This window comes from Eremococcus coleocola ACS-139-V-Col8, assembly GCF_000183205.1.
Lineage (GTDB): Bacteria > Bacillota > Bacilli > Lactobacillales > Aerococcaceae > Eremococcus > Eremococcus coleocola.
The window spans coordinates 352,123-378,178 of the sequence record NZ_AENN01000015.1 but is presented as its reverse complement, the minus strand read 5'-3'; the positions used below and the strand labels follow the sequence as shown (position 1 = coordinate 378,178).

Below are 26,056 nucleotides of genomic sequence, written 5' to 3'. Positions count from 1 at the left end.
AGATGTTTGAAACAATGGTATAATTGAAAGACTAAAAAGGAGGGTCTTAGGCATGAAAGAAATCAAGGAAATGACCTTAGACGATTACCAAGATTTAAAGGAGCAGTTGAATCAGCTTGCCTACGCTTATTATGTCTTAGATAAGCCTCAAGCTGAAGATGCAGTCTATGACCAGATGTACCGTCAATTAGAAAATCTTGAAAAAATTCATCCTGATTGGTTAAGTCCAGATTCGCCTACTCAGAGGATTGGCGACCAGGTCCTAGCAGGTTTTGAAAAAGTCACCCATCTTGAGCCTTTGTACTCCTTGGCTAATGCTTTTTCGGAAGAAGAGGTTGTAGCCTTTATTGATCGGGTTCAAAATCAAGTGTCTGGACCTTTGACCTTCATGTGTGAGTGTAAAATTGATGGTTTATCAATCTCCCTTCGCTATGAAGACGGTCTTTTTGTCCAAGGGGCAACTCGGGGGGATGGTAGGGTTGGGGAGAATATTACCAGTAACCTTCGGACTATCAAAGCACTTCCCTTAAGATTACAAAAACCGGTGTCAGGCGAATTCCGTGGTGAGGCCTATATGCCAAAAGCAGTTTTCCAAAAATTGAATGAAAGTCGTGATTTAGCTGGCCTTGCTCCGTTTGCTAATCCAAGAAATGCAGCGGCAGGTGGCCTGCGGCAAATTAATCCTAAAGAAGCGGCAAAACGGCAATTAAATATTTTTATGTATGGGGCAGTTTACAATGAGGACTATCAGATAGATTCGCAAGCCCAGCTTTTTGATTTCCTACAAGAACTAGGTCTTAGAACGAATCCCTTGCGGCGGCTCTGCCATAATAAGGAAGAAATTATGGCTTATATTCAAGAAGTCGGCCAGAAACGGGCTGACCTCCCCTATGAAATTGATGGGGTAGTGATTAAGGTGAATCAGGTTGCGCAACAATCATCCTTAGGCTATACTGTCAAAGCACCGCGCTGGGCAATTGCTTATAAGTTTAAAGCTCAAGTTGAAGCAACCCGGTTAAAAGAAGTCGAATGGACGGTTGGTCGTACTGGGGTAGTGACCCCAACCGCTGTCATGGATCCTGTTTTTCTGGCAGGAACGACGGTGCAACGCGCCTCGCTCCATAACATCGATTTAATTAAAGCCCTGGATGTTCGGATTGGAGACCAGGTGGTAATTCATAAGGCAGGGGATATTATTCCGGAAATTATTGAGGTCAATTTAGATCAAAGACCGGCTGATAGCACCCCCCTAGTTATTCCTGAAACCTGTCCCGTTTGTTACCATCCCTTGGAACGGGAAGCGGGAGAGGTTGCCCTGCGTTGTCTTAACCCTCTTTGTCCGGCACAACGGTTAGCCCAAATTTCACATTTTGGCTCACGGGGAGCCATGAATATCTCAGGCTTGGGTGAAAAAGTGGTGGCCGCCTTGCTTGACCACGATATGATTCAAAATGTGGCGGACCTATACCATTTAACTTTGGCCGATTTACTGAAATTACCTAATACTAAAGAAAAATCGGCGCAAAAACTACTACAAGCAATTGAGGCTTCTAAAACCAATTCTTTAGAACGATTATTATTCGGTTTTGGTATTCGTCATGTCGGAGCAAAAGCAGCTCGCTTAGTTGCCCAAAAATTTGATACAATAGAAGCATTAAGCCAGGCATCTGAAGAAGAAATTACGAATATTGATGGTATTGGTACCATTATTGCCAAATCACTGGTAGATTTCCTTCAGGATGAAGCCAGTCATGCTTTGATTCAAGACTTGACTAATATGGGCGTCAATATGACCTATACAGGGCCAAAAGTCAATCAAACAAGTTTGGACAATGATTTTTGGCTTGATAAGACGGTTGTCTTAACTGGGACGATGGCAAGCTATAGTCGTAGTCAGGCCAAAGAAATTTTACAAGGCTTAGGGGCTAAGGTGATAGGGTCTGTCTCCAAAAATACAGACTATCTCGTGGCTGGCCAGGATGCTGGTTCAAAATTAAGTAAAGCTGAGCAATTAGGTGTGACAATCTTAGATGAGTCAGAATTCTTAGCTCAAATCAATGAAGAAAGTGAGTAATCTAATGCGCAAATCACTCAAGGTCTTATCCTTAATTAGTTTATTAAGTGTCGTATTAAGTGGGTGTTTGAACGACTTAGGTAATCAAGAAGATCGAGAAGCTTCTTTAGCGCCAAACGAAGTGAGTGTTCAAACAACGGATAATCAAATTTCAGATGAATACTATCGGGCGGTTATTACGGATGGTAAGTATAATTTAGGTATTTCTGATACTGACAATACCAACCTTTTAGGGGCACGTAATATGGCTGCTTTTGAAGCAGGTTTAATGCGGATTTCTAAATCAGTCTTTCCGACTAATCAATATTATTTACAAGAAGGACAATTAATTGATGCGGACACAATGACTGCATGGCTGAGTCGGGAATCTGAAACTAATGGTGAAGGTCTAAACCCTGAACTACCGGCAGAAGATATCAAAGATGTTGAATCCTCTTCTGAATCAACGGCACCAGGGGACCAACCTGAAGGTCAAGAGTCAGATGAATCGCAAGAGTCCCAAGCAACCGAAGCAACGGTTGTAGATGAACAAATTCCACCGATTTATCTTAACCAGATTATGGAAAAAGATATTATGGTTGAGTCAGATGATGGTTTTTCTTTAGGTGGCGTGGTAATTGGTCTTTCCATGAATTCACTCTACCAATATACCGATAGTGATGGTACCGAATATCAAACAGAAATTTCTGTGGGTGAAATGCGGGAACGCGGTAAACAGTACGCCAATATTATCGTAGGCCGATTAAGAAATACGGAACAATTGCGGTCCGTTCCGATTGTAGTCGGAATCTATGCCTCAACGCCTGATTCTGAAAATATTGGGGGCACTTATCTGCTGGATGGAATTTCCCGGGAAGGGAACAATGTGAGTGATTGGGCAGAACATAATGAATATCGCGTTTTATTACCGGTGAGAGATGATCAAAGTCAAAATGACCAATATAATTATTTCACTGATTTTGCCAACGATGTTGAGAATTTCTTCCCTAATCTTAATGGAATTTCGGGAGATGCTTGGTATATTGATAATGGCTTGGCTGAATTGAATATTGAAATTATTACTCAATTTTTCCAAGAAACAGAAATTACGGCTATCAGCCAATACGTGAATGACGTCGCGAGTCGTCGCTTGCCAGAAGGGGTACCCATTGAAATTAAGATATCTTCCGTATCTGGTTTAGAGGCCTTACTGGTGAGAAATGCTAACTCAGACCAGTTCCAAGTAACAATTTTGAATTAAAAGAAGAGGAGCGAATACATGTTAGGAATAGATAATTTTGAGCGGCTAGCTAAACTAGCTAAACTTAATATTGCGGCTGATCGTGCAGCAGCCTTTGAAGCTGACATTCAAGAGATTGTTAGCATGGTTCAACAATTACAAGAAGTCGATACCGAAGGCGTTCAACCAACTTACTTTGGTAATGCCTTAGAAAATATTTACCGTCCCGACCAAGCCAAGTTATCTGGTAAACGGGAAGCTTTCTTAGCCAATACACCGGAGAGTCAAGATGGCTTTATCAAGGTGCCAGCTATTTTAGAAAGTGGGGAAGAATAGAATGGTAGAATTTTCAAAAACCTTACACGGGATTAAAGCTGATTTAGCAGCAGGTAAATATAGCTCTAAAGATTTGGTGACCGCTATTTACGCCGATATTGAGCAAAAGGATGAAGCCATTAATGCATTTATTACTTTAAATAAAGAACAAGCCTTAGCGGCAGCAGAACAAGCCGATCAAATTGGCTATGGTTCAGATGCTCCTGTCTTAAATGGTATTCCTCTAGCAATTAAAGACAATATTTTAACGGAAGGTTTAAGAACCACCGCGGCCTCAAAAATGTTAGAAAACTTTGTGCCAACTTATGATGCGACGGTGATTGCTAAACTAAAAGCGGCCGGTGCCATTATTATTGGTAAGGTCAATATGGATGAATTTGCCATGGGTGGGTCCAACCAAACTTCTTATTTCGGACCCGTCCATAATCCTTGGGACTTAGAACGAGTACCTGGGGGATCTTCTGGTGGATCAGCTGCAGTGGTAGCTAGCCAACAAGTACCAGGAGCTTTAGGTACTGATACGGGGGGGTCTGTCCGTAACCCAGCTGCCTTTAATGGTTTAGTTGGGATGAAACCAACCTACGGCACGGTTTCTCGGTTAGGGGTTATCTCTTTCGGTTCTTCCTTAGACCAAGTAGGTCCATTAACTCATACCGTGGCTGATAATGCCTTACTACTAGAAGTGATTGCAGGTCATGATGAAGGCGATTCGACTTCACTACCAACTGAGCAATATGATTTTTCAAGCAAAATTGGTCAAGACCTTAAAGGAATGAAGATTGCTTTCCCTAAAGAATATAAAGTAGATTCAATTAATACTGAAATCCGGCAACGGATGCAAGAAGCCGCTGACTTCTTTGAAAGCCAAGGTGCAACCGTGGAAGAAGTTTCCCTACCGCATTCTGTTTATGGGATTAATGTGTATTATATTATTGCTTCTTCTGAAGCATCTTCAAACTTACAACGTTATGATGGTATCCGTTATGGTTATCGGTCTGAAGCAGCTCAAACTTTAGAAGAAGTTTACGTGCAATCACGGTCAGAAGGATTCGGTGATGAAGTGAAACGTCGGATTATCTTAGGAACCTTTTCTTTATCTGCTGGAGCCTTTGACTTGTACTTCAAGAAGGCAGCCCAAGTACGGACTCTCATCAAGCAAGAATTCCAAGCAGTCTTCGACCAATATGATTTAATTATGGGACCAACAACTACCTCTACTGCCTTCTTAATTGGAGGTAAAGAAACTAAAGACCCAGTAGAAATGTATACAGCTGACTTATTAACGGTCAATTCCAACTTAACCGGTCTACCTGCCATTTCAATTCCAGCGGGCTTAGACCAAGCGGGTCTACCGATTGGCTTACAATTAATGGCTAAAGCTCAAGATGAAGCTACTTTATACCAAGTAGCTCACGCTTTCGAACAAGGTCATGATTATTTAAGCCAAGAACCTAATTTTGTGAAGGGAGACAAGTAATGAACTTTGAAACTGTCATTGGACTTGAAGTCCATGTAGAACTAAAAACTGAAACCAAGATTTTCTCTAGCTCTCCCGCTCACTTTGGAGCTGAGCCTAACTCAAATACCAATGAAAAAGACTGGGCCTACCCAGGGGCGCTACCTGTTCTTAATAAGGCAGCCATTGAATTTGGGATGCGGGCAGCCTTAGCTTTAAACTGTCATATTGCAGAAACGATGCGCTTTGACCGGAAAAATTACTTCTATCCTGATAACCCAGCCGCTTATCAAATTTCCCAAAATGATTTTCCAATCGGGACGAATGGGTGGATTGAAATCGAAGTCAATGGTCATAAGAAAAAAATCCGAATTGAACGGGTTCACTTGGAAGAAGATGCAGGTAAAAATACCCACGGTACCGATGGCTTCTCCTATGTAGACTTGAACCGTCAAGGAACCCCCTTGATTGAAATCGTATCGGAAGCGGATATGCGGTCACCGGAAGAAGCATATGCTTACCTTGAAGCCTTACGGGAAAAAATCTTATACACTGATGTTTCTGATGTCCGGATGGAAGAAGGATCCCTTCGTTGTGACGCCAATATCTCTATTCGCCCTTATGGTCAAGAAAAATTTGGGACTAAAACAGAGCTGAAGAACTTAAACTCCTTTAACTATGTACGTAAAGGTTTAGCCTTTGAAGAGGCCCGTCAAGCGGATATTATACGGGCTGGGGGTATCATCCAACAAGAAACTCGACGTTATGATGAAGCAACTGGCGACACAATCTTGATGCGGGTCAAAGAAGGGGCGGCCGATTATCGTTACTTCCCCGAACCAGATATTCCACCGGTACATATTAGCCGTGATTGGGTGGAAAAAGTTAAAGCTGAATTACCTGAGATGCCAGACCAACGTCGTCAGCGGTATGTTGAAAAATATGAATTACCTGAATATGATGCCATGGTTTTAACTCAAACTAAGTTAATGTCAGATTTCTTTGATCAAACGGTAGCTGAAGGAGCTGACCCTAAACAAGCTTCTAACTGGTTGATGGGCGAAGTGTCTGCCCACTTAAATAAGGCGCAAGTATCCTTGAATGAAACTGAATTAACGCCCCATAATTTGAGTCAAATGATTCAATTAATTGATAAGGGAACCATTTCATCTAAAATCGCTAAGAAACTCTTTAAAATCTTAGTGACTGAAGGTGGTGATGCTGAGGAAGTCGTCGAAGCCCAAGGGATGGCCCAAATTTCTGATCCAGCCAAATTGCAACCAATGATTGATGAAGCCATTGCTAATAATCCTCAATCAGTTGAAGATTATAAGAATGGTAAAGGACGGGCACTTGGATTCTTTGTCGGTCAAATTATGAAAGCCTCTAAGGGACAAGCCAATCCACAAGTAATTAATCAATTATTAGAAGAAACCTTAGCGAAATTATAAGTTTAAAAGAAGAAAAGTCGGACAAAGAATGTATTTCTTTATCTGACTTTTTAACTATTTTCTCATAAAAAATATGCTAGATAACATTGATTCCTTTAAGTTTTCATGGTATCTTTTAAATACTTAAGATTTTTTAAAGATTATTATCGAATTATAAAGGAAGGGTTACTGCGATGAAAAAGTTCTTAAAGCTCGTGATGGGTGTTTTTGTTCTTTTTGGGTTAATCTATTGTGGAGGTTTCTTTTACTTTCAAGACCATTTTAATTTCAATTCTCAATATGCAGGGATTGATATTTCTAACCTTACAGTCAAAGCAGCGAGCGACAAAGTTGAAAAACAACTCTTAGCTAAAGAATATAAATTAATCGAGGATGGCCAAACAGTTAAAAAAATTCAATTGGCTGATTTAAAGCCAACTTTCAACTTAAATAAATCAATCAAGCAAGCCTTTAAGCAACAAGACCATGCTAATTGGATGAGTGAAATGCTGACGGATAAGGTGTATGCTGATAGTTTAGGTCAAGAAGTTGATTTAGATGTGGCTGATTTAGCCTCTGATTTAAATCAAAGTGAGCTTAAGGGGAACAAACGCAAACCTGCCATCCAAGCAGAATTGGCTTATGATGAAGCTAAAGGATACTACGCAACAGAAGGACAGGCTGGCACTGAAATCCAAGCAGAAAAGCTGGAAGAAGTTCTAGATCAAGCTTTAACCACTAAAGAAACAGACATTAAATTAGAAGAAGCTTATGATCAACCAATCGCAGTGGAAGATAATAAGAAACTTCAAGATAAGTTAACTAAAATCGATAAAATTGCAAATAATGAATTTTCTTTTGAATTAGGTGGTGACACCGTTGAAACTGACAAAAAGAAGATTGAATCATGGATGACTTTATCGGATGATGATGAAATTCAATTAGACCGCGAAGCCATTGCTGCTTATTTAACCGAGCTCAATGAAAAATATTCAACCTTTAATAAATATCGTGAATTTAATTCGACTAATTTTGGTAAAGTAGAAGTCCAACCAGGAATTTTAGGTTGGGAAATTGATGTTGAAGCCGAAACAGAAGCCATTGCTTCAGCTTTAGAAGCGGGCGAGTCAGTTCCAGCTGAGCCAGTCTTTTACTCTACTGGAGGAATTGCAGGGGCAGCTGATGATATTGGTGATACTTATGTTGAGGTTGATTTAGCTAATCAAACTATGTACCTATACTATGAAGGTACCCTAATTACAGAAACCCCTATTGTTTCAGGTAAAGATGGGGCTGAAACAGTGCCAGGAGCCAATGCTGTCAATGAAATGCTAACCGACACGAATTTAGTGGGGTACAATCAATTCTACAATGTGGAGTATTCAACCCCAGTATCATACTGGATTCGTTTTGATGATAAGGCCCAAGGTATTCATGACGCTCCTTGGCAATCAGCCTTTGGTGGCGACGTCCATACCTATGCAGGTTCACTGGGTTGTATTAACACCCCATATGACCAAGTATCTTTAATCTATTCTTATGTGGATTACGGGACCCCTGTGATTGTTTTCTAAGTTAAAAAAATAGATCAAGTGATTATTTAAAATAAAAAATAAAGCAGAGATTAGGATATTAAATATCCTAATCTCTGCTTGTTTTATTTAAAGCTTCTAAAACAGCTATAGCTGTTTTTTGATTAATTCCAAGGGCTTGAATTTCTTCGGAACTAGCGATTTTAATGTTCTGTAAGGATTTAAAGTGCTTCAATAATTTGCTGCGGGTCTTAGGTCCAACCCCATCGATTTCTTCTAAGATTGAAGCGAAGGTATTCTTAGAACGGACATTGCGGTGGTAAGAAATTGCATATCGGTGGACTTCTTCTTGGACTCTTTGAAGGAGGCGGAAAGCCTGACTTCGGGGATCTAAATATATGATTTCTTCACTATAGCCATCTAAGAGGGCGGCGGTTTTATGGTGGTCATTTTTGACCATGCCAGCTACCGGGATAGCTAGACCTAATTCATTTTCAATCACATCGCGAGCAGCGCGGACTTGGACAATGCCCCCGTCCATAAGGATTAAATCAGGTAGGGGCTTTTCTTCTTTAAGTAAGCGGCTATAGCGGCGGCGGATAACTTCTTGGGTCGAAGCAAATTCATTGGCACCCTCCACAGTTTTAATTTTATATTTGCGGTAATTTTTCCGATCTTCCTTACCATGGGTGTAGACCACCATACCTGAGACCGCATTGGTTCCTTGAATATTCGAATGGTCAAAGGATTCAATATGTTCGGCTTGGGGAATATTAAGGGCATCTGCTAATTCTTGAACGGCTTGGACGGTTTTCTTGTGACTCATAGCATCCAATCGGAATTTTTCATCGAGGGCGATCTTAGCATTTTTCTCGCAAAGCTCTAAGATAGAATGTTTCTTACCTCGAAGTGGGGTTGAAACGGGCAGATCAAGGAAATCATGGAGGAGTTCATGGTCAACATCCGAAGGAACGAGAATGGCCTTGGGTTGGATTTGGGCTTGTTCCTTATAGAAACGGGCAATCAGGGAAGTAACTTCTTCCTCAGGATTACCATAAGAAGGCTCGATAATTGCCTTGCGTTTTAGTATAGATCCTTGACGTAACATGAAGACCTGAATAGATAACCAGGACTTGTCCATGACATAGGCGAAGACATCCATATTGTCATAGTCTTTATTCATGACGTTTTGTTGTTCGACTGTGGTTTCAATATAGCGGATTTGGTCGCGATAGTCAGCGGCTTGTTCAAATTCCATTTTTTCGGCGGCAGTTTCCATTTTTTCCTTTAAAGCTGTCTTAATTTCGGCGACATCCCCTTTGAAAAATCGCTTAATCTTATCAATTTGGCGGTCATAGACTTCTTGCGGGACTTCGTGGTCGCAGGGTCCAATACATTGGCCGAGGTGGTAATAGAAGCAAGCGCGTTTTTCATTGAGGCCACAGTGGCGTAATGGATAAGCCTTATATAAAACTTGTTGGGTCTGAGTTGCTGCATAAACATTCGGGAAGGGGCCAAAGTAGGTACCGCCATCATTTTTTACTGTATTAGTAATGATGAGTTGGGGGTCTTTTTCTTTGGTGATCTTTAGGTAGGGATACATGGTTCCCTCTTTAAGACGAATATTATATTGGGGTTTATATTTCTGGATTAAATTGATTTCCAAAATTAAGGCTTCTTTATTAGAATTGGTTACAATAAACTCAAAGTCACAAATTTCAGAAACTAACTTGGTTGTCTTGGTATCATGAGCGCCGCGGAAGTATGAGCGGACCCGATTTTTTAGGATTTTAGCCTTACCCACATAGATAATATGACCATTTTTGTCTTTCATAATGTAACAACCAGGTTCATTTGGTAAAATAGCTAATTTTTGTTCGATATGTTGGCGAATGTCATTCGTTTTTACATCGGTATTTTGCTTGTCTTGAGGATGAGTCATAGGTCCTCCTTAGGTTAGATTTTTTTTGGTGGGGATATTTTAAATGTTTGGGTTGCTTCGGATCGTATAAGCTTGTCCCTTTTTGGGCCGATAGATATTTTTCAACCACAAATTGGTGTTTTTGATTATAGTGACCATAAAGAGTGACCGGGTCTCCCTCCTGATGGTCCATTAGGAATTCCAGTCCATGTTTGGCTAAGAGGGCATTAATTTTTTCATTTTGCTTAGAAAGTACTTGGATATAAAGTAATTGGGCGTCTTTGGCTTGAATAAATTTACTTTTGACTAGTTGGCCCTTGATTTGAAGTTTATCTAACGCTGTCATCTTAACCCTCCTTTTATATTTCTATTATAGCAAATTTAGTCAAGCCAAAGCTTTAGTGTGCTCAAGATTAAAAAGTGTTTGATAGCCTCTACTCGCAAGTAGTATAAGTGTGATATAATTTAAGAAAATGATTAAACAGGAGGGTAATCTATGATAAATGTAGCAACAATTGGAACTTCCTGGATTACTGAACAATTTATTAAAGCATGTAAGTTAACTGATTTGTACCACTTAAAGGCAGTGTATTCACGGTCGGTCGATACGGCAAAGGATTTTGCTCAAGTTTACCAAGCGGATTATTATACGGACGCTTTAAATAATATTTTATTTGATCCAGAGGTTGATCTAGTCTATATTGCGAGTCCCAATGCTATGCATTTTAGCCAGGCCTTACGTGCCGTCAAAGCGGGCAAGCATGTGATTGTTGAAAAACCAATCGTGACTTCAATTGCTCAATGGCATGAACTCGAAGAGGCTGCTAATCGTAATGGCGTCTTTTTCTTTGAAGCAGCGGTCCACTATCAAAATCGAAACTACCGCCGCCTAAAAGAACTCGTTAAAGGAAAGCTCGATGAAATCAGCCAACCTTTTTTAGGGGCTAATTTTAATATTGGTCAATATTCCTCACGCTATGTTCAATACTTAGCGGCTATGGAAAAAGGCGAAAAAGGGCCCAATGTTTTTAATCCTGCTATGGCCGGGGGGACCTTGATGGACCTAGGGGTATACCCGCTTTATGTAGCTATTGATTTATTTGGTCTACCTCAAAGTGTTCGTTATAATGCCCAAAAAGGTAAAAATGGGGTCGATTTATTTGGGACAATTCACCTCAAATATGCTGATTTTATGGTAAATATCTTTCTTTCTAAAGGAGTCCATTCCCAATTGACCTCTGAAATTTATGTGGATGATGAAACGATTGTGATTCATGGAATTACCCGGATTGATCGCGTTGACTTGATTGATGCTTCTGGTCAGGAAGCAACGTTAATTGCTTATACACCAGAAAATCCAATGTATGACGAATTGGTTAATTTTGCTGAAGTGATTAACCATCCTGATGATACACATTTATCCTATGTTTATGAAGACTGGAAGCAAACTTCTTTAGCAGTGACTCAAACCATGGAACTCTTAAGAAAATCAGCAAAATTACCAGAAATAGATGAATTTTAAAAGATAACTTTTTCTTAGTTGGATTAGGAACAAAAAAAGTAAAAAAAGGGAGCCGGACTTTGTCTAGCTCCCAATTTATGTAAATTAAACTGAACTGGGGACTAGGGTTTTTGTGACTGGTCCTGTTCTAACCGACAAAACTCTTGATGGTTGTGCTTTGATTGATTTTAATGCACAAAAAATTCGAGGGATGTGCATTGGTTCATCTCAATGCACAGAAAGTTTGAGAAGGGTGCTTTAATCAATTTCGATGCACAAAACACTTGTCGGTTGTACTTTGACTACTCCCAAAGCTTTCTTGACCACCAAACTTACACATACATGTCTGCCATGTATTGAATTTTAACAGGTAAAAATTTTCAGTTACTAAAAAGAAATCCTATTTAAAACAAGTCAAACAATCTCCGCGTCCGCCGGGCCGGCAGTGGTGGCGGCCAAATTCAATCATGGCTTGGTGAGCATGGCCCCACTGGTCTGCTTCCAGCAGTTGACAAACCCGGTTTTCGATTTTCAATAATGAGGCACCTGGACTTACTAAACTATGATGGTAAGCAATCCGCTGAATATGACTATCGACCGCAAAGGCAGGAATGTTGAAGGCTTTTAATAAGACCAGGTTGGCAGATTTTCGGCCAATTCCGGCCAGTTTCATTAAATCATCCCGGGTGGCTGGAACTTGACCCTCAAATTGATCGACTAAAATTTGACCTGTCTGGTAAAGATATTTAGCTTTTTGATGGTAAAGACCAATTTGATTGATGTAAGCTTCAATCTCGGTAGGTTTTGATTGGGCTAGGTCAGCCGGAGTGGGGTAACGCGTGAACAAGGTAGGGGTGATTTTTGCTAGGGCTTGGTCGGAGGTGCGGGCACTCAGGATGAGGGCCACGACTAACTGAAAAGCATTCTCATAAATTAATTGAGGTTGAGCTTGGGGATAAAGTTTCATAATCTTTTGAAGAAAGTCATAAGCTGCTTTATCACTAAGAACCATAATGACCTTCCTTGGCTAGTTGACCCATTTGAACTAAAAATGGCTCAAAGGCTAGGGTATTGGCTTGTTGTCCTGGATGACTAAGCGAATAGTTGATGATGGTATCCATCAGCTGACTCGTTAGTCTAAGGGCTTGGTCAGGACCATATTGATTTTCGCTAAAACCAGTAATAAGGCTGGCGGCTAAGTCACCGGTACCATAGAGGGGTTGGGGATAATAGTTATGGAAGTAATATTTTCCTCTAGCCCTAGTTTGGTCGCGGTAATAAAAACCAATTTGACTGTGGTTTTGATTCAGTACACCGGTAATTACGACTTGTTGACAGCCCAGGTCTAGCAAAGCGTCACTCAGACTAAGTAGGTCGGATTCTGAGGGGCGTGCCTTAAAAGCCTGCTGGGTTAGGAGGCTAGCCTCGGTTAGGTTTGGAAAAATCATTTGGGCTTGCCCTACGAGCTTTCGCATTTTTTGGACAAAATTGTAGTCAAAGCTAGTATATAAATGGCCGCCATCACCCATGATGGGGTCTAAATAAAGGCGGTCAGCTAAGTCTTGGTGTTTGCTTAAGACCGTATCAATTTGATTTTCTTGGGCAAAATACCCAGTAAACATGGCTTCATAATGGAAATTTAGCTTTTTAATATGGTTCAGACTTAGTGCAAAGCTATCAGTTAAGGCTTGAATCACAGGTTGATAACCCATATGACTGGACAAAATCATAGTGGGTAATAAGGCCGTTTCTAATCCCATAGTCGTCAAGACAGGTAAATTAGTGTTAGCTGCAACCTTGCTTGCTCCTGGAATATCATTAATTAAGAGTAAACGTGACATAATTATCTCACTTTCTATTGAGAATCTGTTTCTATCTTAACTTACTATCGAAAATATTCAAGAAAATCATTTTTTCAATTCATAGGTCAGACATTCAATCCTATCTTATAGTATAATATAGTAAACTAATAAAGGAGGTCAGAAAAAATGCAAACAAAGCAAATAATCCCACTATTAAAAAAGTTAAGAGCAAAAAATAAACAAACATTTGCCCTGCAGGTCATTCTGGCCTTGCTAATTATCTTATATATTATTGGAATAATATTCTACCAAAACCACTATTTACCGAATACCTTTGCAGCGGGGGTTCCAATTGGCAATCGTGATCAACAAGAGGCCTTAGCCGAAGTCAAGTCTAAACTAGGTCAAGAAGTGGTTGATTTTCAAGAAGGAGGCAAAGACTTAGGCTTTGTCCAATTAAATCAATTTGAGCTAGACTATCCAAATAGTTTTGATTGGCAGGAAGGTTTAGCGAAACAATGGGCGTGGGTCTGGCCAATTCAAATCCTAAGGGGAAATCGTCAACTTGAAGCGCAACCAAGTCTACTTGCTAACGACAGCCAAGTTGATCAGCTCATTCAAGGTTTAGGGATTGATAATAGCCAAAGAGAGGCTACCCAGAACGCCAGATTAACTGAAGCTGAGGATGGTAGTTTGCAAGTTATTGAAGAAAAATATGGAAATAATATCGACTCAGAGTCAATGCGACAAGCCATTGCCCAAGGTCTCAGTCAGGGATTAGACAAAATTGATTTAAAAACAGCTTATAAACAACCTAAGTATACCAAGGATGGCAAGGGTATCCAGGACTTACAAGCTGATTATCAAGCTAAAGAGGCGACACAGATTACCCTAGAGTTTAATCATGAATCGGTTACTATTCCACAAGACCAGATTAAAGCTTGGTTGCATCTGGATGATCAAGGCCAGGCCCAGGTGGACCAAGAAGCCATCAAAGATTATATTTATCAATTAAATGAAACTTATTCTTCCTTGTTTGGGAAACATGAATTTCAATCTACCTATCAAGGGCTAGTCACAGTTGAATCAGGCACCTTTGGTTGGTATATCGATCCAGACGCAGAGGCACCTGTTATTGCCGAGAATATTCTAAAGGGTGGTTCTTACAAACGCGAGCCAGCCATTGCGGGTCAAGGCTACATGGCTGAGAATGAAATCGGTAATTCCTATGTTGAGGTGGACTTAAGCCATCAGATGATGTTAGTTTATCTAGAAGGGGCCTTAGTGCTAGAAACCCCTATCGTTTCAGGAAATATAGGCACCTTGACTGTGCCAGGCGCCTATCAGGTCTGGCAAAAATTAGAAAAGACCGATTTACGTGGTTATAATCCAAGGACCGAAAAAGAATATGTACAACCGGTGGACTATTGGATTGCCTTTGATAATAATGGCCAAGGTATTCATGATGCCCAATGGCAATCGCAATTTGGAGGGAATGTTTATCAATCCTCAGGATCTTTAGGTTGTATTAATACGCCTTTATCCGCCATGCAGGAAGTCTTTCAAATTGTCTATGTGGGCATGCCTGTGATGATTTTTTAAAAAAATAAACACCTAACTTTGTTTTTAGCGATTAGTTTAATGACTAATCCATGAACACAGTTAGGTGTTTTTATTAAACGTTTGTAATACTATCATGAGGTTTTTCAATGACCCCATTCGAAATATTATAACGATGTAAGTAAGACTTAATTAAACGATTCAGGGTATGAATTTCTTCTTCATAGGTATAGATAGCAGACATGATGTGAATAATCCCATTGACATCTATTTGACTGGTATCTTCGATATCTAACTCAACCAGAGCTTGTTGGAAGAAGTGACTAATATAATTTTTGCGGTAATCGCGGCTAGTCGTCATGAAATTAACTTGATCTACATAGATCCGGCCTTCAAATTTCATTAGAATCTGTTCATGGGCGGTTAAAAGGGTCTCAACCCGCTCACGAATTAATAGGCGAAGGTCTTGATCAAAATTTTTAAAAACATGGTCATATTGGTGAAAAGCATCCGTTAATTTGACAGCTTGTTCTGTGGCCAAGACCATATGCTTGTAAACAACATATTTACGAGCAATTACTTGACGGTTGGCTTTTCGGGGAATCATTTCGCCCCGGATAAGGTCGAATAAGGTCCGACTCTCTTTTAGTGACTTTCGGGCTTTGATTAAATCTTGGTTAAGAATGGTGAAGGAAATATTATTCCGTAATTCTGCGCGAATCAAGGTCAGAATTTCTGCTGTAGTAGTCGTTAAATTCTCGTAGAATTTCTCATCATAGTGAGGTGGATAAATTAGCCAGTTCACTGCAAATGAAACCACAACTCCAATCAAGGTATCAAAGACCCGGGTAAGGGCGGTAATATAATAAATATTTGAATCATTTACCATGACCGCAACCACTGTAATGACCGATAGGGTTAATACGTCAGCTAATTTGAGGTAATTTAAAATGGCAATCGTAATAATGGCTGCAATCCCAGTGGTGACGGGACCAGGCCCAATGGTATAGAGGGCAATGACCGCAACGACACCGCCGATAAAGTTAGCATTAAAGCGTTTGATTAGCATTTCGTAAGATTTACGAACAGAAGGCATGGTTGTAGTAATGGCTGCAATCCCTGCAAAGACTCCTTTAGAATTGGGGAGTAGCAAGATGGACAGCATAATTGAGAGGCTAATGGCTAGTCCAGTTTTTAAGACGCGGGCTCCAATTTTCATAATAAGTTGTCTCCTATTTTTCTTATACCTTCATATTAGAGGATAGGCAGAAAATTTCAAGTAGAAGGATTTTTTTTGCAAAAGAAGAAAAGATCCTACTTTTATTAAATTAAAATTAAAAAAGTGTTGACTTTTTAATCTATTAGGGTTTTAATGTATTTAATCTAATTTTAATTTTACAGGAGGTAATCTTATGAAAAAGTTTCTTAAAGCAGGACTTGCTGTCACTGCCTTAGCTTCTATGTTAGTATCAAGTCTCTCTCCCTTGGCCAGTCAATTGACTTATGCTCAGGCTGAGCAAGTCTTAAATATTTCTACTACTTCTGAACCACCAACCATTGATCCTGCGCTTGCTACGGACTCAACTTCTGGTGCAATTATTAAGAATGTTTTTGAAGGGTTAACCTCCATGAAAGATGGCGAACCACAACCAGCTGTAGCTGAGTCTTGGGATGTCTCTGAAGATGGTAAGATGGTCACATTTAAGTTACGTGACAATGCAGTTTGGTCTAATGGTGATCCAGTGACTGCTAAAGATTTTGAATATGCTTGGAAAAGGGTCTTGAATCCTGAAACTGCTTCTGAATATGCATCCTTACTTTATGTGATTGAAGGAGCCGAAGCTTATAATAATGGCGAAGGTGAAGTTGATGCCGTTGGAATTAAAGCTGTGGACGACCAAACTTTAGAAGTTAAGTTAAATTCACCAGTAGCATACTTCCCAGAATTAGTCGCTCACTACACTTTCATGCCAGTCAACCAAAAAGCAGTTGAAGCGGGTGATGATTGGGCTGCTGAAGCGGGGGATGGTTATGTAGTCAATGGTCCTTTCGTCTTATCTGAATGGAATCATAACTCTGATTATGTTTTAGCTAAAAATGAAAACTATTGGGACAAGGATAATGTCAGTCTCGAAACAGTGAATGTTCAAATGATTGAATCTGAAGCAACAGCCAATGCCCAATACCAAGCCGGTGACTTAGATTATCTAGGTGTGCCATATAATACAGTATCTTTAGATTCGATTGAAACCTATAAGAATGATAAGAGTTTGAATATAAATCCTTATGCTGCCATCTATTGGTACAAGGTTAATACAACAGATGAAGTCATGTCTAATGTAAATATTCGTAAAGCACTCGCTTTAGCAATTGACCGTCAAGGTTTAATTGATAATGTTATTAAAGGTGAACAAACACCAGCTCTAGGTATTGTACCACCAACCATTGAAGGTTTTGAAGAAGATCGTGGTTACTTCAAAGATAATGATGTCGAAGCAGCGAAAGAATTCTTGGCAAAAGGTTTGGAAGAATTAGGTATGTCTGATCCTTCTGAATTAAGTATTGCCATTTCTATTAATACGTCCGAAGCTCACTCTGCCATTGCTCAATATATTCAAGAAGGTTGGGCTAAGAACTTAGGTATTCAAACTGAAATTAATAATGCCGAATGGCAAGTATACTTAGATCAAGTATCTAATATGGACTACCAAGTAGCCCGTCTAGGTTGGATTGCTGACTACAATGATGCTTCTTCCTTCTTAGATATGTATAAAACGGCAGCCGATGGTAACAATGATACCGGCTGGGAAAATCCAGAATATAAAGATTTAATGGATCAAGCTGCCAATGAACAAGATCCTGCTAAACGAACCGATTTAATGAGACAAGCTGAAGCAATTCTTGTTGATGAAATGCCAGTGATTCCACTTTACTACTACACTAACTTGTTCGTGAAGAAAGACAATGTTAAGAATATGGAACCAGATGCCTTAGGTAACGTAAATCTTAAAGACATTGTCATCGAATAACCATACCCCTTCTGTATTAAGAGCTTGGGAATTCCCCCAGGCTCTTTTCTATTGGGAGCGGGACTGGGCTTTTTTGCCCAGCCCCAATAGACCAGGCGAATGGAATGAACGTGGATCCCTAATAAGCCTGTCAGCGCTTCGCTCTGTCCCTTTATGCTTTAGCAATTAGGAACAGAGTGTCAGATTTGCCAAGCAAACGTGGTTCCTTATAAAGGAAATGGGACGTCAAAGGCAGTCCCACTACTGGGTGTTTTTAACGAATTATCTTTATTTTAAAACAAGTTTTTATAAAATCACATTGACTTTAAATTTTTAATGAGTAAAATGAGAATATAATTAAAATTAATTGAGACTTTTAATATTTTTAGAGTTTCAGAAAGAAGGGGAAAAAGGTGTTCAAATATATCTTAAAACGGATTTTACAGATTATCGTTGCATTATTTTGTATCGTGTCCTTGACCTTTGCCTTGATGCGGATTGCACCTGGGAATCCATTCGCTAGTGAAAAAGCCATGCCACCTGCGATTGAAAAACAACTGAATGAAGCTTACGGTCTGAATGAACCTGTTTCAGTTCAATATGTTAATTATCTCAAAAAGGTTGCAACCTTTGATTTTGGTAAATCCATGAAATATAAAAATCGGTCCACCAATGATATGATTGCTGAAAGTTTCCCAGTTTCCTTAGCCTTAGGAGCTGAATCCTTACTTCTAGCAGTGGGATTAGGGGTTTTATTGGGTGTCATCTCAGCTTCATACCATAATCAATTTGGTGACTATATGGCGACCATTATCGCCGTCCTGGGGATATCGGTGCCTTCCTTTATCTTAGCTGGGTTAATGCAATATGCATTTGGCTTGAAGTTGCACTGGTTTCCTATCTCTGGCTGGAAAGACTTCTCTTACTCAATTATGCCAGCCTTGGCTATTGGCTTAACCTATATGGGGAATGTAGCTAAATTAGTTCGGTCTTCCATGTTAGAACAAAACACTTCAGAATACGTAAAATTAGCCAAAGCCAAAGGCTTAACCAAGTGGAAAATTGTCGCCAAACATTCATTAAGGAATGCCTTATTACCAGTCATTACCTACTTAGGCCCCTTATCAGCCGGGGTGATTACTGGTTCCTTTATCGTAGAAAAAATCTTTGCAATTCCTGGTTTAGGCAAGCACTTTGTAACTTCTATCGCTAACCGGGACTACACGGTGATTATGGGCACGACAGTTTTCTATTCGATCCTCTTATTATTTGCGGTACTGATTGTTGATATTATCTATGCCCTAGTTGATCCTCGGATAAAATTGGAAGGAGTTGACGATTAAGATGAGTCAAGAAGTATTAAATGCCCAAGACTTTGAAGTTGTTGGGATTAAAGAAGACCAGATTGATGTCCTCAGTCCAAAAACTATCTCATTCTGGGGCCAAGTTGCTCGTACTTTTTTTAAAAATAAATTGGCTGTCTTTGGCTTATTAACTCTAATAGTCATTGCCTTAATGGCCATCTTTGTTCCATTATTGTCTCCTTATAGCTTCGCGGAACAAACAGGAAATTTTAATACACCACCAACTGCTAGTAACTGGTTTGGTACGGATAACCTGAGTCGTGATATATTTGTAAGGATTTGGGTTGGCGCGCGGATTTCCTTATTTATTGGTTTGGCTGCGGCCTTGATTGACCTAGTGATTGGGGCAAGTTGGGGAGCTATATCGGGAGTCCTTGGTGGTAGAGTTGACTCGATAATGATGCGGATTGCGGATATTTTAACGGCCATTCCTTACTTGCTTGTCGTTGTAATGCTCTTGGTAGTAATGGATAATGGGCTCTTACCAATGATCGTGGCCTTATCAATTACTGGTTGGGTTCGGATGGCCCGGATTGTCCGCGGGGAAGTCTTATCGATTAAAAATCAGGAATACGTCCTCGCTGCCCGCACTTTAGGGGCAGATACCAAGCATCTAATCTTACGTCACTTATTACCCAATGCTATGGGTTCAATCATTGTAACCATGACCCTATCCATTCCGTCTGCCATCTTTACTGAGTCTTTCTTGTCTTATTTAGGTCTTGGTGTGACGCCACCCATGGCTTCATGGGGAACTATGGCTTCAGAAGGGAACGAAGCAATTATGACAGCGCCTTGGCGGTTATTCTTCCCAGCCCTTCTTATTTCATTAACGATTTTTGCCTTTAATGCGGTCGGGGATGGACTTCGTGATGCCCTTGATCCAAAATTGAGAAAGTAGGGAAGAATGATGACAGAACCTATTTTACAAGTAAAAAATTTAAAAATATCCTTTAAGACATTTGCCGGTCAAGTCCAGGAGGTGCGTGGGGTTGACTTCTCGCTAAATCCGGGTGAAACTTTGGCGATTGTAGGGGAATCTGGGTCAGGTAAGTCTGTGACCTCAAATGCGATTATGCGGCTGATTCCGCAACCACCCGGTCAATATGATGAGGGACAAATCCTCTTTAAAGGACGTGACCTTTTAGAATTATCTGAAAATGAAATGGCCCATGTACGGGGCAATGAAATTGCAATGATTTTCCAAGACCCTATGACGGCCTTAAATCCAACGATTAAGATTGGTAAACAAATCATGGAAGTCATCCTAATCCACGATAAGTCTGTGGGCAAGGCAAAAGCTAAGGAAAAAGTCTTAGACCTTTTGAAATTAGTTGGAATTTCCAACCCTGAAAAACGTTTCAACCAATACCCTCATGAATTTTCTGGAGGGATGCGGCAACGGGTAGTGATTGCCATTGCCTTGGCTGCTGAACCTGACCTGTTGATTGCTGACGAACCGACTACAGCCCTGGATGTGACCATCCAAGCTCAGATTTTAGAATTAATGAAGGAAATCCAAGCCCAAAAGGGTAACTCTATCATCTTTATTACTCACGACTTAGGGGTTGTAGCCAATGTGGCGGATAAGGTAGCGGTCATGTATGCGGGCCAAATCGTTGAATACGGGACTGCCCATGAAATTTTCTATAATCCTAAACACCCTTATACTTGGGGCTTATTGGGGTCTATGCCGGACTTGGATAATGACGGATCGGTTGAATTGTACACGATTCCTGGTGCCCCGCCTAACTTAATCAATCCACCCAAGGGGGATGCCTTTGCTGCTCGAAATCGTTTTGCTTTAGCAGTTGATTATGAAAAGGAACCACCTATGTTTGAGGTGAATGAAGACCATTTTGCTAAGACCTGGTTATTACATCCGGATGCCCCTAAAATTCAAGTGCCTGCAGTCATTCAAGCGCGGATTGATCGCTACTTAGCTGAAGGTCAGGAAGGAGTGATTGCTCATGGCAAATAAGTTGCTAGAAGTTAAACATTTAAAACAATATTTCGGCAAATCTTCTGCTCCGGTTAAAGCGGTAGATGATATTTCATTTGATGTTTATGAAGGGGAAGTCTTAGGTTTGGTTGGTGAATCAGGCTGTGGCAAGTCAACCACGGGTCGGTCAATAATTGGACTTTATGAAATCACGGATGGAGAAATAGTTTTTGACGGTAAGACGGTCTCTAATAATTTATCTAAGTCTGATAAGAAAGCCTATGCCAAGGACATGCAAATGATTTTCCAGGATCCATATGCTTCTTTAAATCCCAGGATGACCGCCCAAGAAATTATTTCTGAAGGCTTTGACATCCATGGTTTACATCCAAAAAAGAAAGACCGCCAAGAACGGGTCGGTCAATTACTTGAAGCGGTCGGCTTGAGCCGTGAGCATGCCGGCCGTTATGCCCATGAATTTTCGGGTGGGCAACGGCAACGGATTGGGATTGCGCGTGCCCTGGCTTTAAATCCAAAATTTATCATTGCGGATGAACCTATTTCAGCCTTGGATGTGTCAATTCAAGCTCAAGTGGTCAACCTCTTGAAAAAACTCCAAAAAGAACGGCATTTGACCTATTTGTTTATTGCTCATGACTTATCCATGGTGAAGTACATTTCCGACCGGATTATTGTGATGTATGCTGGTAAATTAGTTGAAATCGGTCTAGCCCATGATATTTACCGCCATCCCGTTCATCCTTATACTAAGTCGCTTCTGTCTGCGGTACCACAACCTGACCCGATTTCTGAGTCTAAACGTCGTCGGATTGTTTATGAACATCCGCAAATTGACGGAGACCTTGAAAAGATTGAAGTAGGTGACCAACATTTTGTCTTTGGGTCTGCTAGCCAAGTGGCGGCTTGGAAAGCCGAAGCAGGTCTATAAATAGAACAGAAAAATTGATTCCTTTTATGGAGAGCGGGACAGTCTAAGCAAAATTAACAAGCTTAGCTGGTGGACCTGCTTTCTTTTTTATCTTGTAAAGGAAGGGTCAGGATTGCAAAAAACGAGATGTAAGAGTAATATTAACTATTAAGGAGAGGAGGGATACTGTGACCCAAGCGAAGACCCAAGAAAAAGTTCAAGAAATTGTCAAAGATTTAAAAAGTAAGTATCCCAAATTTCGTATAACCGAGCCACGCAAAGCTATTTTGACCTATATGATCGATACGGATCGTCATCCAACCGCGGAAGAAATCTACCAATACTTAAAACAAGATTTTAAGTCAATTTCTCTAGCTACCATTTATAATAGTTTGCATTTTTTGGTGGAGGCGGGCTATTTATATGAACTTACCCAAGCCGGGTCTGGGACCCGCTATGATTTTGTGGGCGACCGTCATTATCATATGATTTGTAAACGGTGTGGTCGGGTGGATGATTTTTATTATCACGACATTCATGTTATCAACCAAGCAGCCATGGATCAAACGGGATATCAAATTCAACAAACAAAAATAGAATTATATGGTTTGTGTCCCCAATGTCAGCAAGACCTAGCTGAACAAGAAAGAGATGCCTAGATATTAAGCGTGGATTTTCTTTAAGCAATAAAAATTATGCCCTAGTCAAATTGGAGTTTGGCTAGGGCATAATTTTTTTGTGAAGTTTTTTAAGAAAATAGATTGGGCTGAGGGAACCTACAAGTTTATAGATGGTGACACCCAGAAAGAGGATGATGGTGGCTTGCCACCAGAAAAGATAAATTTTTCTGTCATTCAAGAAAAAAAGTAGATGACAAGGTTAATCTGTTTTGTCTCATGGTTTGCCAATTCAATAATGGTATTGTTTTTTAAGAAAGACCAATAATATAATAATGTGTTTTTGGAACAGAGTTTAGCCTAAAAGGATTGCCAGAGTTCAGCTAGTTTGATTTTTATCATTTATGCATCTCTTCTTTCTAGTTTTAGGGGATTATATTAAAAGAAACCAGCTTGATTGAGAATGGTAAAAGCTAAGTAAGCTAAGCCAATAAAAATAGGGAGAGTCTGCAGCCAAGTCAAGTCTTTTTGATTTACTTTTAAGATGAAATGCAAGGGCAAAATAAAGATGAGGAGGCTGAGCCAAATCATCAGAAAATAGATAAGATAAAAGATTGAATATACTCCAGCTCCTGAAGCTTCTATCACAATTTGAAAGATACAGAAAACTAGGACTAACAAGAGTAAAATAAGACCTATCCGGCTCCAATAAAATAGTAAACTGTGTCTTTTCATAGGCTAGCTCCTTATGGATAAAATTAAGCAGTCAGAGGGACGATTTGTTCTAGAAAGATCTATTTTCACTTAAAAATTAGACATAGAAAGATGGACAAGGGCAGTGATAGTGAAAGTTGTTACTAAGGTGAGGCAGGCTGGAAAGAGAGTTAATTTTTTATCTTGATTATTCAGGTAAAGGTGGAGAGGGAGGACGAGTATAAGTTGAGTAAACCAAACTACAACATAATAAAAGAGGAAAATAAAATAGAAGGGACCAAAGCCTGTGGTATCCAATAAAACAATTATGAAGCAAAGAGTAGCAATGAGTCCAGCTATCACCAAACCAACTATGATCCAAAAATAAATTAAACTATGTTTTTTTTATTTTCATTTTCCATGAGATTATCTCCTTTTTTGTCTAGAAAATATAGTGGCAATAAAAGTAAATATCTTAATTAGATTCGATGATGTAGTTAGTTTATCAAAATTTCTGAATGTTTTGAAGTTATATTATTGTAATTTTATTTATTGTAAACTATTAGTTGACTATAAGAGATGTTAATGCTTATATCGTGCTTTTACATTAATTAAGAATAGTTATTATTTTCATTAAAAAAGCCCAAATCAAGTAAGTTTGAAGGTAAAGATCCCTTAGCTTGATTTGAGCTTTTTATATTTTATTATATTGTGCTAATTAAAGCCACGTATTTGATAATACAAGAGAGTTAGGACACTTGTTCCAGCCAGAGCGAGTCCAGCTTGCCATCAAGTGAGTTTGACCTTGCGACGGTCAAAGTAGATTTGTAGAGGTATGAGAGGCACAATTTGGCTAATCCACACAAAGCCATAAAGGACTTGCCTATACAGAAACACCAGATGGTAAGCACTCTATTCAATATGAGGTAAATTTGGAAGAAAAAACATGAACTCAGTATGTAGATAATGTTGCTATTAGAACAGAATCTTTTGTAGAATAAGATATATCTAATTCACAAGCTATTAAAGATATGACTGAAGCCATAAAGATGTCAAGTTTTGATGATCTGGTATCAGTAGATAAAGAAGACTTAAGACAAGCTCTAGGACTAGAAATATATGATGACTGAAACTTCTATGATCCACTAGCAAAAGATCTTGATAATGATGGAATATCTGATAGGTATGACAATGATTTTAAAGATAGTGATCACTTTGAATCAACTTATGATGTAGAGGATAATCTTCATGCAAGGGAAGAGAAACCATCAATATTGGGACAAATATCAAAATTCAAATCAGAAGAAAAAAAAGATAAAAATCAAGAAAAAAACGAAAAAGGACAAGAAAGATAGAGGAGGGCGAAAGGCTCTCCTTATTTAGTACAAGGAGGAAATTATGGAATACAAAGATATTAGAGAAAACTTAGAAGAAATGATGAATAATAATTACAAGGATTTTATAAAAGCACTTGTAAGCATAGAAAAAGGCGTTTCTAATGAAAAGGCACTTGAAGAAGTCTATGTTATATATATGAACAATGACACAACAGCTCTACTAAGCGATGACTTTGATTATATGATTGATGATATGAAAGAACAAGGAAAGCTCATTTAAAATACCAATGAACTTGAAGAAAAAAACGACCTCATAAATATCGTGGGTAATATAGCAGGTCAAGTAGAAAATATTGAAAGAGAGAATGCTAATGGAGAAGAGTTTAAAGTAAGTAACTTTTCGATTGTTTTAAAAGATGACGATGAAAATAAAATTTACACCAATTGCTCAGCTTATGGAGATAAAACAAAAGATTTAGAGCATCTAAAACAAGGAGATTTTGTTAAAATATTTGGACAAGTAAAAACAAGCATTGATAGCAAGGGAAAGGAACATAAAAATGTCCGTATTTTGTCTTCTAAGCTCTTAAAAGCAAAAGAACAAGTAAAGAGTCAAGACAAAGATAAAAAGTCCATATTAAGGACAAATAAAAAGCTTTAAGACAGACGATAAAATTAAATCAAATAAGAAAGACCATAGCAAAGGTACAGAGAGGTAAATATCGGTAGTCTTCGGACTGCCTTTATTTTTTTGTAAATTTGCAGTATTTACTCATGTAATTAGATTAAGAGTGTATTAAAATATAACCAATAGGAGATGTAAATATGAATTATAGAAATCCTAACAATTATAAATATAGAAATTAAACATCTTGCTAACTTATTATAATTGTAAAAAATAAAAAAATAGTTAGGAATTTCTTATGCTGAAAAAATTATTAACTGATTTTTTATTAGGCTGAATTTCAGTTAAATCAGTAACAAAGGCTATTAAAATAGCTATAATAAAGAGCGTTGTAGGAGTAAAGAAAAAATATTTTTAAACTTATACTTTAAATCGAAACTGGACAATATTATTATAAAGACAACTATATTTATTTTATATACTTAATTAAGTATTTTAATTTTTGAACGATGAGGTTATTTTTTATAAAAATATAATAAAAAATAAATCTCAACATATTTTAATACAATATAATATATTTTATAGAAATTCAAGTAGAACCGTAATTGACTTTGGTAAATAAAAATAATACTATTTAGATATAAAATAGATGCTAAATTCAATATGAAAATGCTAGAGCTGAGTGAGTACTTTCATTTTTCCCTAGGATCC

20 protein-coding genes and 2 pseudogenes are annotated in these 26,056 nt (G+C 39.0%); 16 read left to right on the top strand and 6 right to left on the bottom strand.

From position 1 onward, the window contains the following. Positions 1 to 52: 52 nt before the first annotated feature. The 6 genes from ligA to HMPREF9257_RS05465 all read left to right on the top strand — a co-directional run bounded on the left by ligA (position 53) and on the right by HMPREF9257_RS05465 (position 8,089). The gene (gene ligA, locus HMPREF9257_RS05490) at positions 53 to 2,074 is read left to right on the top strand and encodes an NAD-dependent DNA ligase LigA (RefSeq protein ID WP_006418197.1); all 2,022 of its coding nucleotides are present in this window, start codon (positions 53 to 55) and stop codon (positions 2,072 to 2,074) included. 4 nt (positions 2,075 to 2,078) lie between these two features. Then, on the top strand, positions 2,079 to 3,314 hold the full coding sequence (locus tag HMPREF9257_RS05485; RefSeq protein WP_006418340.1) for a CamS family sex pheromone protein: 1,236 nt from the start codon (positions 2,079 to 2,081) through the stop codon (positions 3,312 to 3,314). 18 nt (positions 3,315 to 3,332) lie between these two features. Continuing rightward, positions 3,333 to 3,629 carry an Asp-tRNA(Asn)/Glu-tRNA(Gln) amidotransferase subunit GatC gene (gatC, locus tag HMPREF9257_RS05480; protein WP_006418434.1) on the top strand — a complete coding sequence of 99 codons (297 nt, stop codon included), beginning with the start codon at positions 3,333 to 3,335 and terminating at the stop codon, positions 3,627 to 3,629. 1 nt (position 3,630) lies between these two features. After that, complete coding sequence (gatA, locus tag HMPREF9257_RS05475) at positions 3,631 to 5,106, top strand: Asp-tRNA(Asn)/Glu-tRNA(Gln) amidotransferase subunit GatA (RefSeq protein ID WP_006418519.1); 1,476 nt, start codon at positions 3,631 to 3,633, stop codon at positions 5,104 to 5,106. Beyond that, positions 5,106 to 6,536 (top strand): Asp-tRNA(Asn)/Glu-tRNA(Gln) amidotransferase subunit GatB, encoded by a 1,431-nt coding sequence (gene gatB, locus HMPREF9257_RS05470; RefSeq protein WP_006418596.1) that lies wholly within the window; start codon positions 5,106 to 5,108, stop codon positions 6,534 to 6,536. The genes gatA and gatB overlap by 1 nt, the downstream gene beginning before the upstream one ends. Positions 6,537 to 6,709: 173 nt before the next feature. Next, a complete protein-coding gene (locus HMPREF9257_RS05465) occupies positions 6,710 to 8,089 on the top strand; it encodes a L,D-transpeptidase family protein (protein ID WP_006418503.1) in 1,380 nt (459 codons plus the stop codon). Positions 8,090 to 8,156: 67 nt separating this feature from the next. Here the strand turns inward: HMPREF9257_RS05465 and uvrC are convergent, their stop codons facing one another. Together uvrC and HMPREF9257_RS05455 are read right to left on the bottom strand one after the other, a co-directional pair. Further along, a complete protein-coding gene (uvrC, locus tag HMPREF9257_RS05460; RefSeq protein WP_006418156.1) occupies positions 8,157 to 9,989 on the bottom strand; it encodes an excinuclease ABC subunit UvrC in 1,833 nt (610 codons plus the stop codon). Then, positions 9,943 to 10,314, bottom strand: coding sequence for a hypothetical protein (locus HMPREF9257_RS05455; protein WP_006418299.1), 372 nt, complete (start codon positions 10,312 to 10,314; stop codon positions 9,943 to 9,945). Before HMPREF9257_RS05455 ends, uvrC begins: the two co-directional genes overlap by 47 nt. Before the next feature lie 150 nt (positions 10,315 to 10,464). Between HMPREF9257_RS05455 and HMPREF9257_RS05450 the strand changes: the two genes are divergently transcribed. Then, positions 10,465 to 11,490, top strand: a complete 1,026-nt coding sequence (locus HMPREF9257_RS05450; protein ID WP_006418453.1) for a Gfo/Idh/MocA family protein — start codon at positions 10,465 to 10,467, stop codon at positions 11,488 to 11,490. 379 nt (positions 11,491 to 11,869) lie between these two features. On the opposite strand, the gene HMPREF9257_RS05445 is transcribed toward HMPREF9257_RS05450, so the two are convergent. Next, on the bottom strand, positions 11,870 to 12,481 hold the full coding sequence (locus tag HMPREF9257_RS05445; protein ID WP_006418236.1) for an endonuclease III domain-containing protein: 612 nt from the start codon (positions 12,479 to 12,481) through the stop codon (positions 11,870 to 11,872). Next, entirely contained in the window at positions 12,471 to 13,310 is an 840-nt protein-coding gene (locus HMPREF9257_RS05440; RefSeq protein ID WP_006418166.1) for a bifunctional hydroxymethylpyrimidine kinase/phosphomethylpyrimidine kinase, read from the bottom strand. The genes HMPREF9257_RS05445 and HMPREF9257_RS05440 overlap by 11 nt, the downstream gene beginning before the upstream one ends. Positions 13,311 to 13,457: 147 nt before the next feature. On the opposite strand from HMPREF9257_RS05440, the gene HMPREF9257_RS05435 reads away from it, so the two are divergent. Then, a complete protein-coding gene (locus tag HMPREF9257_RS05435) occupies positions 13,458 to 14,873 on the top strand; it encodes a L,D-transpeptidase family protein (RefSeq protein WP_006418447.1) in 1,416 nt (471 codons plus the stop codon). Between the two features lie 73 nt (positions 14,874 to 14,946). Here the strand turns inward: HMPREF9257_RS05435 and HMPREF9257_RS05430 are convergent, their stop codons facing one another. Beyond that, on the bottom strand, positions 14,947 to 16,050 hold the full coding sequence (locus HMPREF9257_RS05430; RefSeq protein WP_006418332.1) for an FUSC family protein: 1,104 nt from the start codon (positions 16,048 to 16,050) through the stop codon (positions 14,947 to 14,949). 193 nt (positions 16,051 to 16,243) lie between these two features. Here HMPREF9257_RS05430 and HMPREF9257_RS05425 point away from each other — a divergent pair, with 193 nt between their 5' ends. The 6 genes from HMPREF9257_RS05425 to HMPREF9257_RS05400 all read left to right on the top strand — a co-directional run bounded on the left by HMPREF9257_RS05425 (position 16,244) and on the right by HMPREF9257_RS05400 (position 22,732). Continuing rightward, a complete protein-coding gene (locus HMPREF9257_RS05425; RefSeq protein ID WP_006418195.1) occupies positions 16,244 to 17,860 on the top strand; it encodes a peptide ABC transporter substrate-binding protein in 1,617 nt (538 codons plus the stop codon). Positions 17,861 to 18,252: 392 nt separating this feature from the next. Further along, positions 18,253 to 19,182 carry an ABC transporter permease gene (locus tag HMPREF9257_RS05420; RefSeq protein WP_006418419.1) on the top strand — a complete coding sequence of 310 codons (930 nt, stop codon included), beginning with the start codon at positions 18,253 to 18,255 and terminating at the stop codon, positions 19,180 to 19,182. Between the two features lies 1 nt (position 19,183). Continuing rightward, on the top strand, positions 19,184 to 20,104 hold the full coding sequence (locus tag HMPREF9257_RS05415) for an ABC transporter permease (protein ID WP_006418524.1): 921 nt from the start codon (positions 19,184 to 19,186) through the stop codon (positions 20,102 to 20,104). A 6-nt stretch (positions 20,105 to 20,110) separates the two neighbouring features. After that, positions 20,111 to 21,184: an ABC transporter ATP-binding protein gene (locus tag HMPREF9257_RS05410; protein ID WP_006418136.1), complete on the top strand. Its 1,074-nt coding sequence runs from the start codon at positions 20,111 to 20,113 to the stop codon at positions 21,182 to 21,184. Further along, positions 21,174 to 22,094 carry an ABC transporter ATP-binding protein gene (locus HMPREF9257_RS05405; protein ID WP_006418302.1) on the top strand — a complete coding sequence of 307 codons (921 nt, stop codon included), beginning with the start codon at positions 21,174 to 21,176 and terminating at the stop codon, positions 22,092 to 22,094. Before HMPREF9257_RS05410 ends, HMPREF9257_RS05405 begins: the two co-directional genes overlap by 11 nt. 167 nt (positions 22,095 to 22,261) lie before the next feature. Then, on the top strand, positions 22,262 to 22,732 hold the full coding sequence (locus HMPREF9257_RS05400; protein WP_006418285.1) for a Fur family transcriptional regulator: 471 nt from the start codon (positions 22,262 to 22,264) through the stop codon (positions 22,730 to 22,732). A 396-nt stretch (positions 22,733 to 23,128) separates the two neighbouring features. Here the strand turns inward: HMPREF9257_RS05400 and HMPREF9257_RS05395 are convergent, their stop codons facing one another. After that, a complete protein-coding gene (locus tag HMPREF9257_RS05395; RefSeq protein WP_006418418.1) occupies positions 23,129 to 23,425 on the bottom strand; it encodes a hypothetical protein in 297 nt (98 codons plus the stop codon). Between the two features lie 824 nt (positions 23,426 to 24,249). On the opposite strand from HMPREF9257_RS05395, the pseudogene HMPREF9257_RS09010 reads away from it, so the two are divergent. Together HMPREF9257_RS09010 and HMPREF9257_RS09565 are read left to right on the top strand one after the other, a co-directional pair. Further along, a pseudogene (locus HMPREF9257_RS09010) lies at positions 24,250 to 24,738 on the top strand (helicase); the annotation flags it as partial. Positions 24,739 to 24,781: 43 nt separating this feature from the next. After that, positions 24,782 to 25,439, top strand: a pseudogene (locus HMPREF9257_RS09565) (DNA-binding protein). The last annotated feature ends 617 nt before the right edge of the window (positions 25,440 to 26,056 follow it).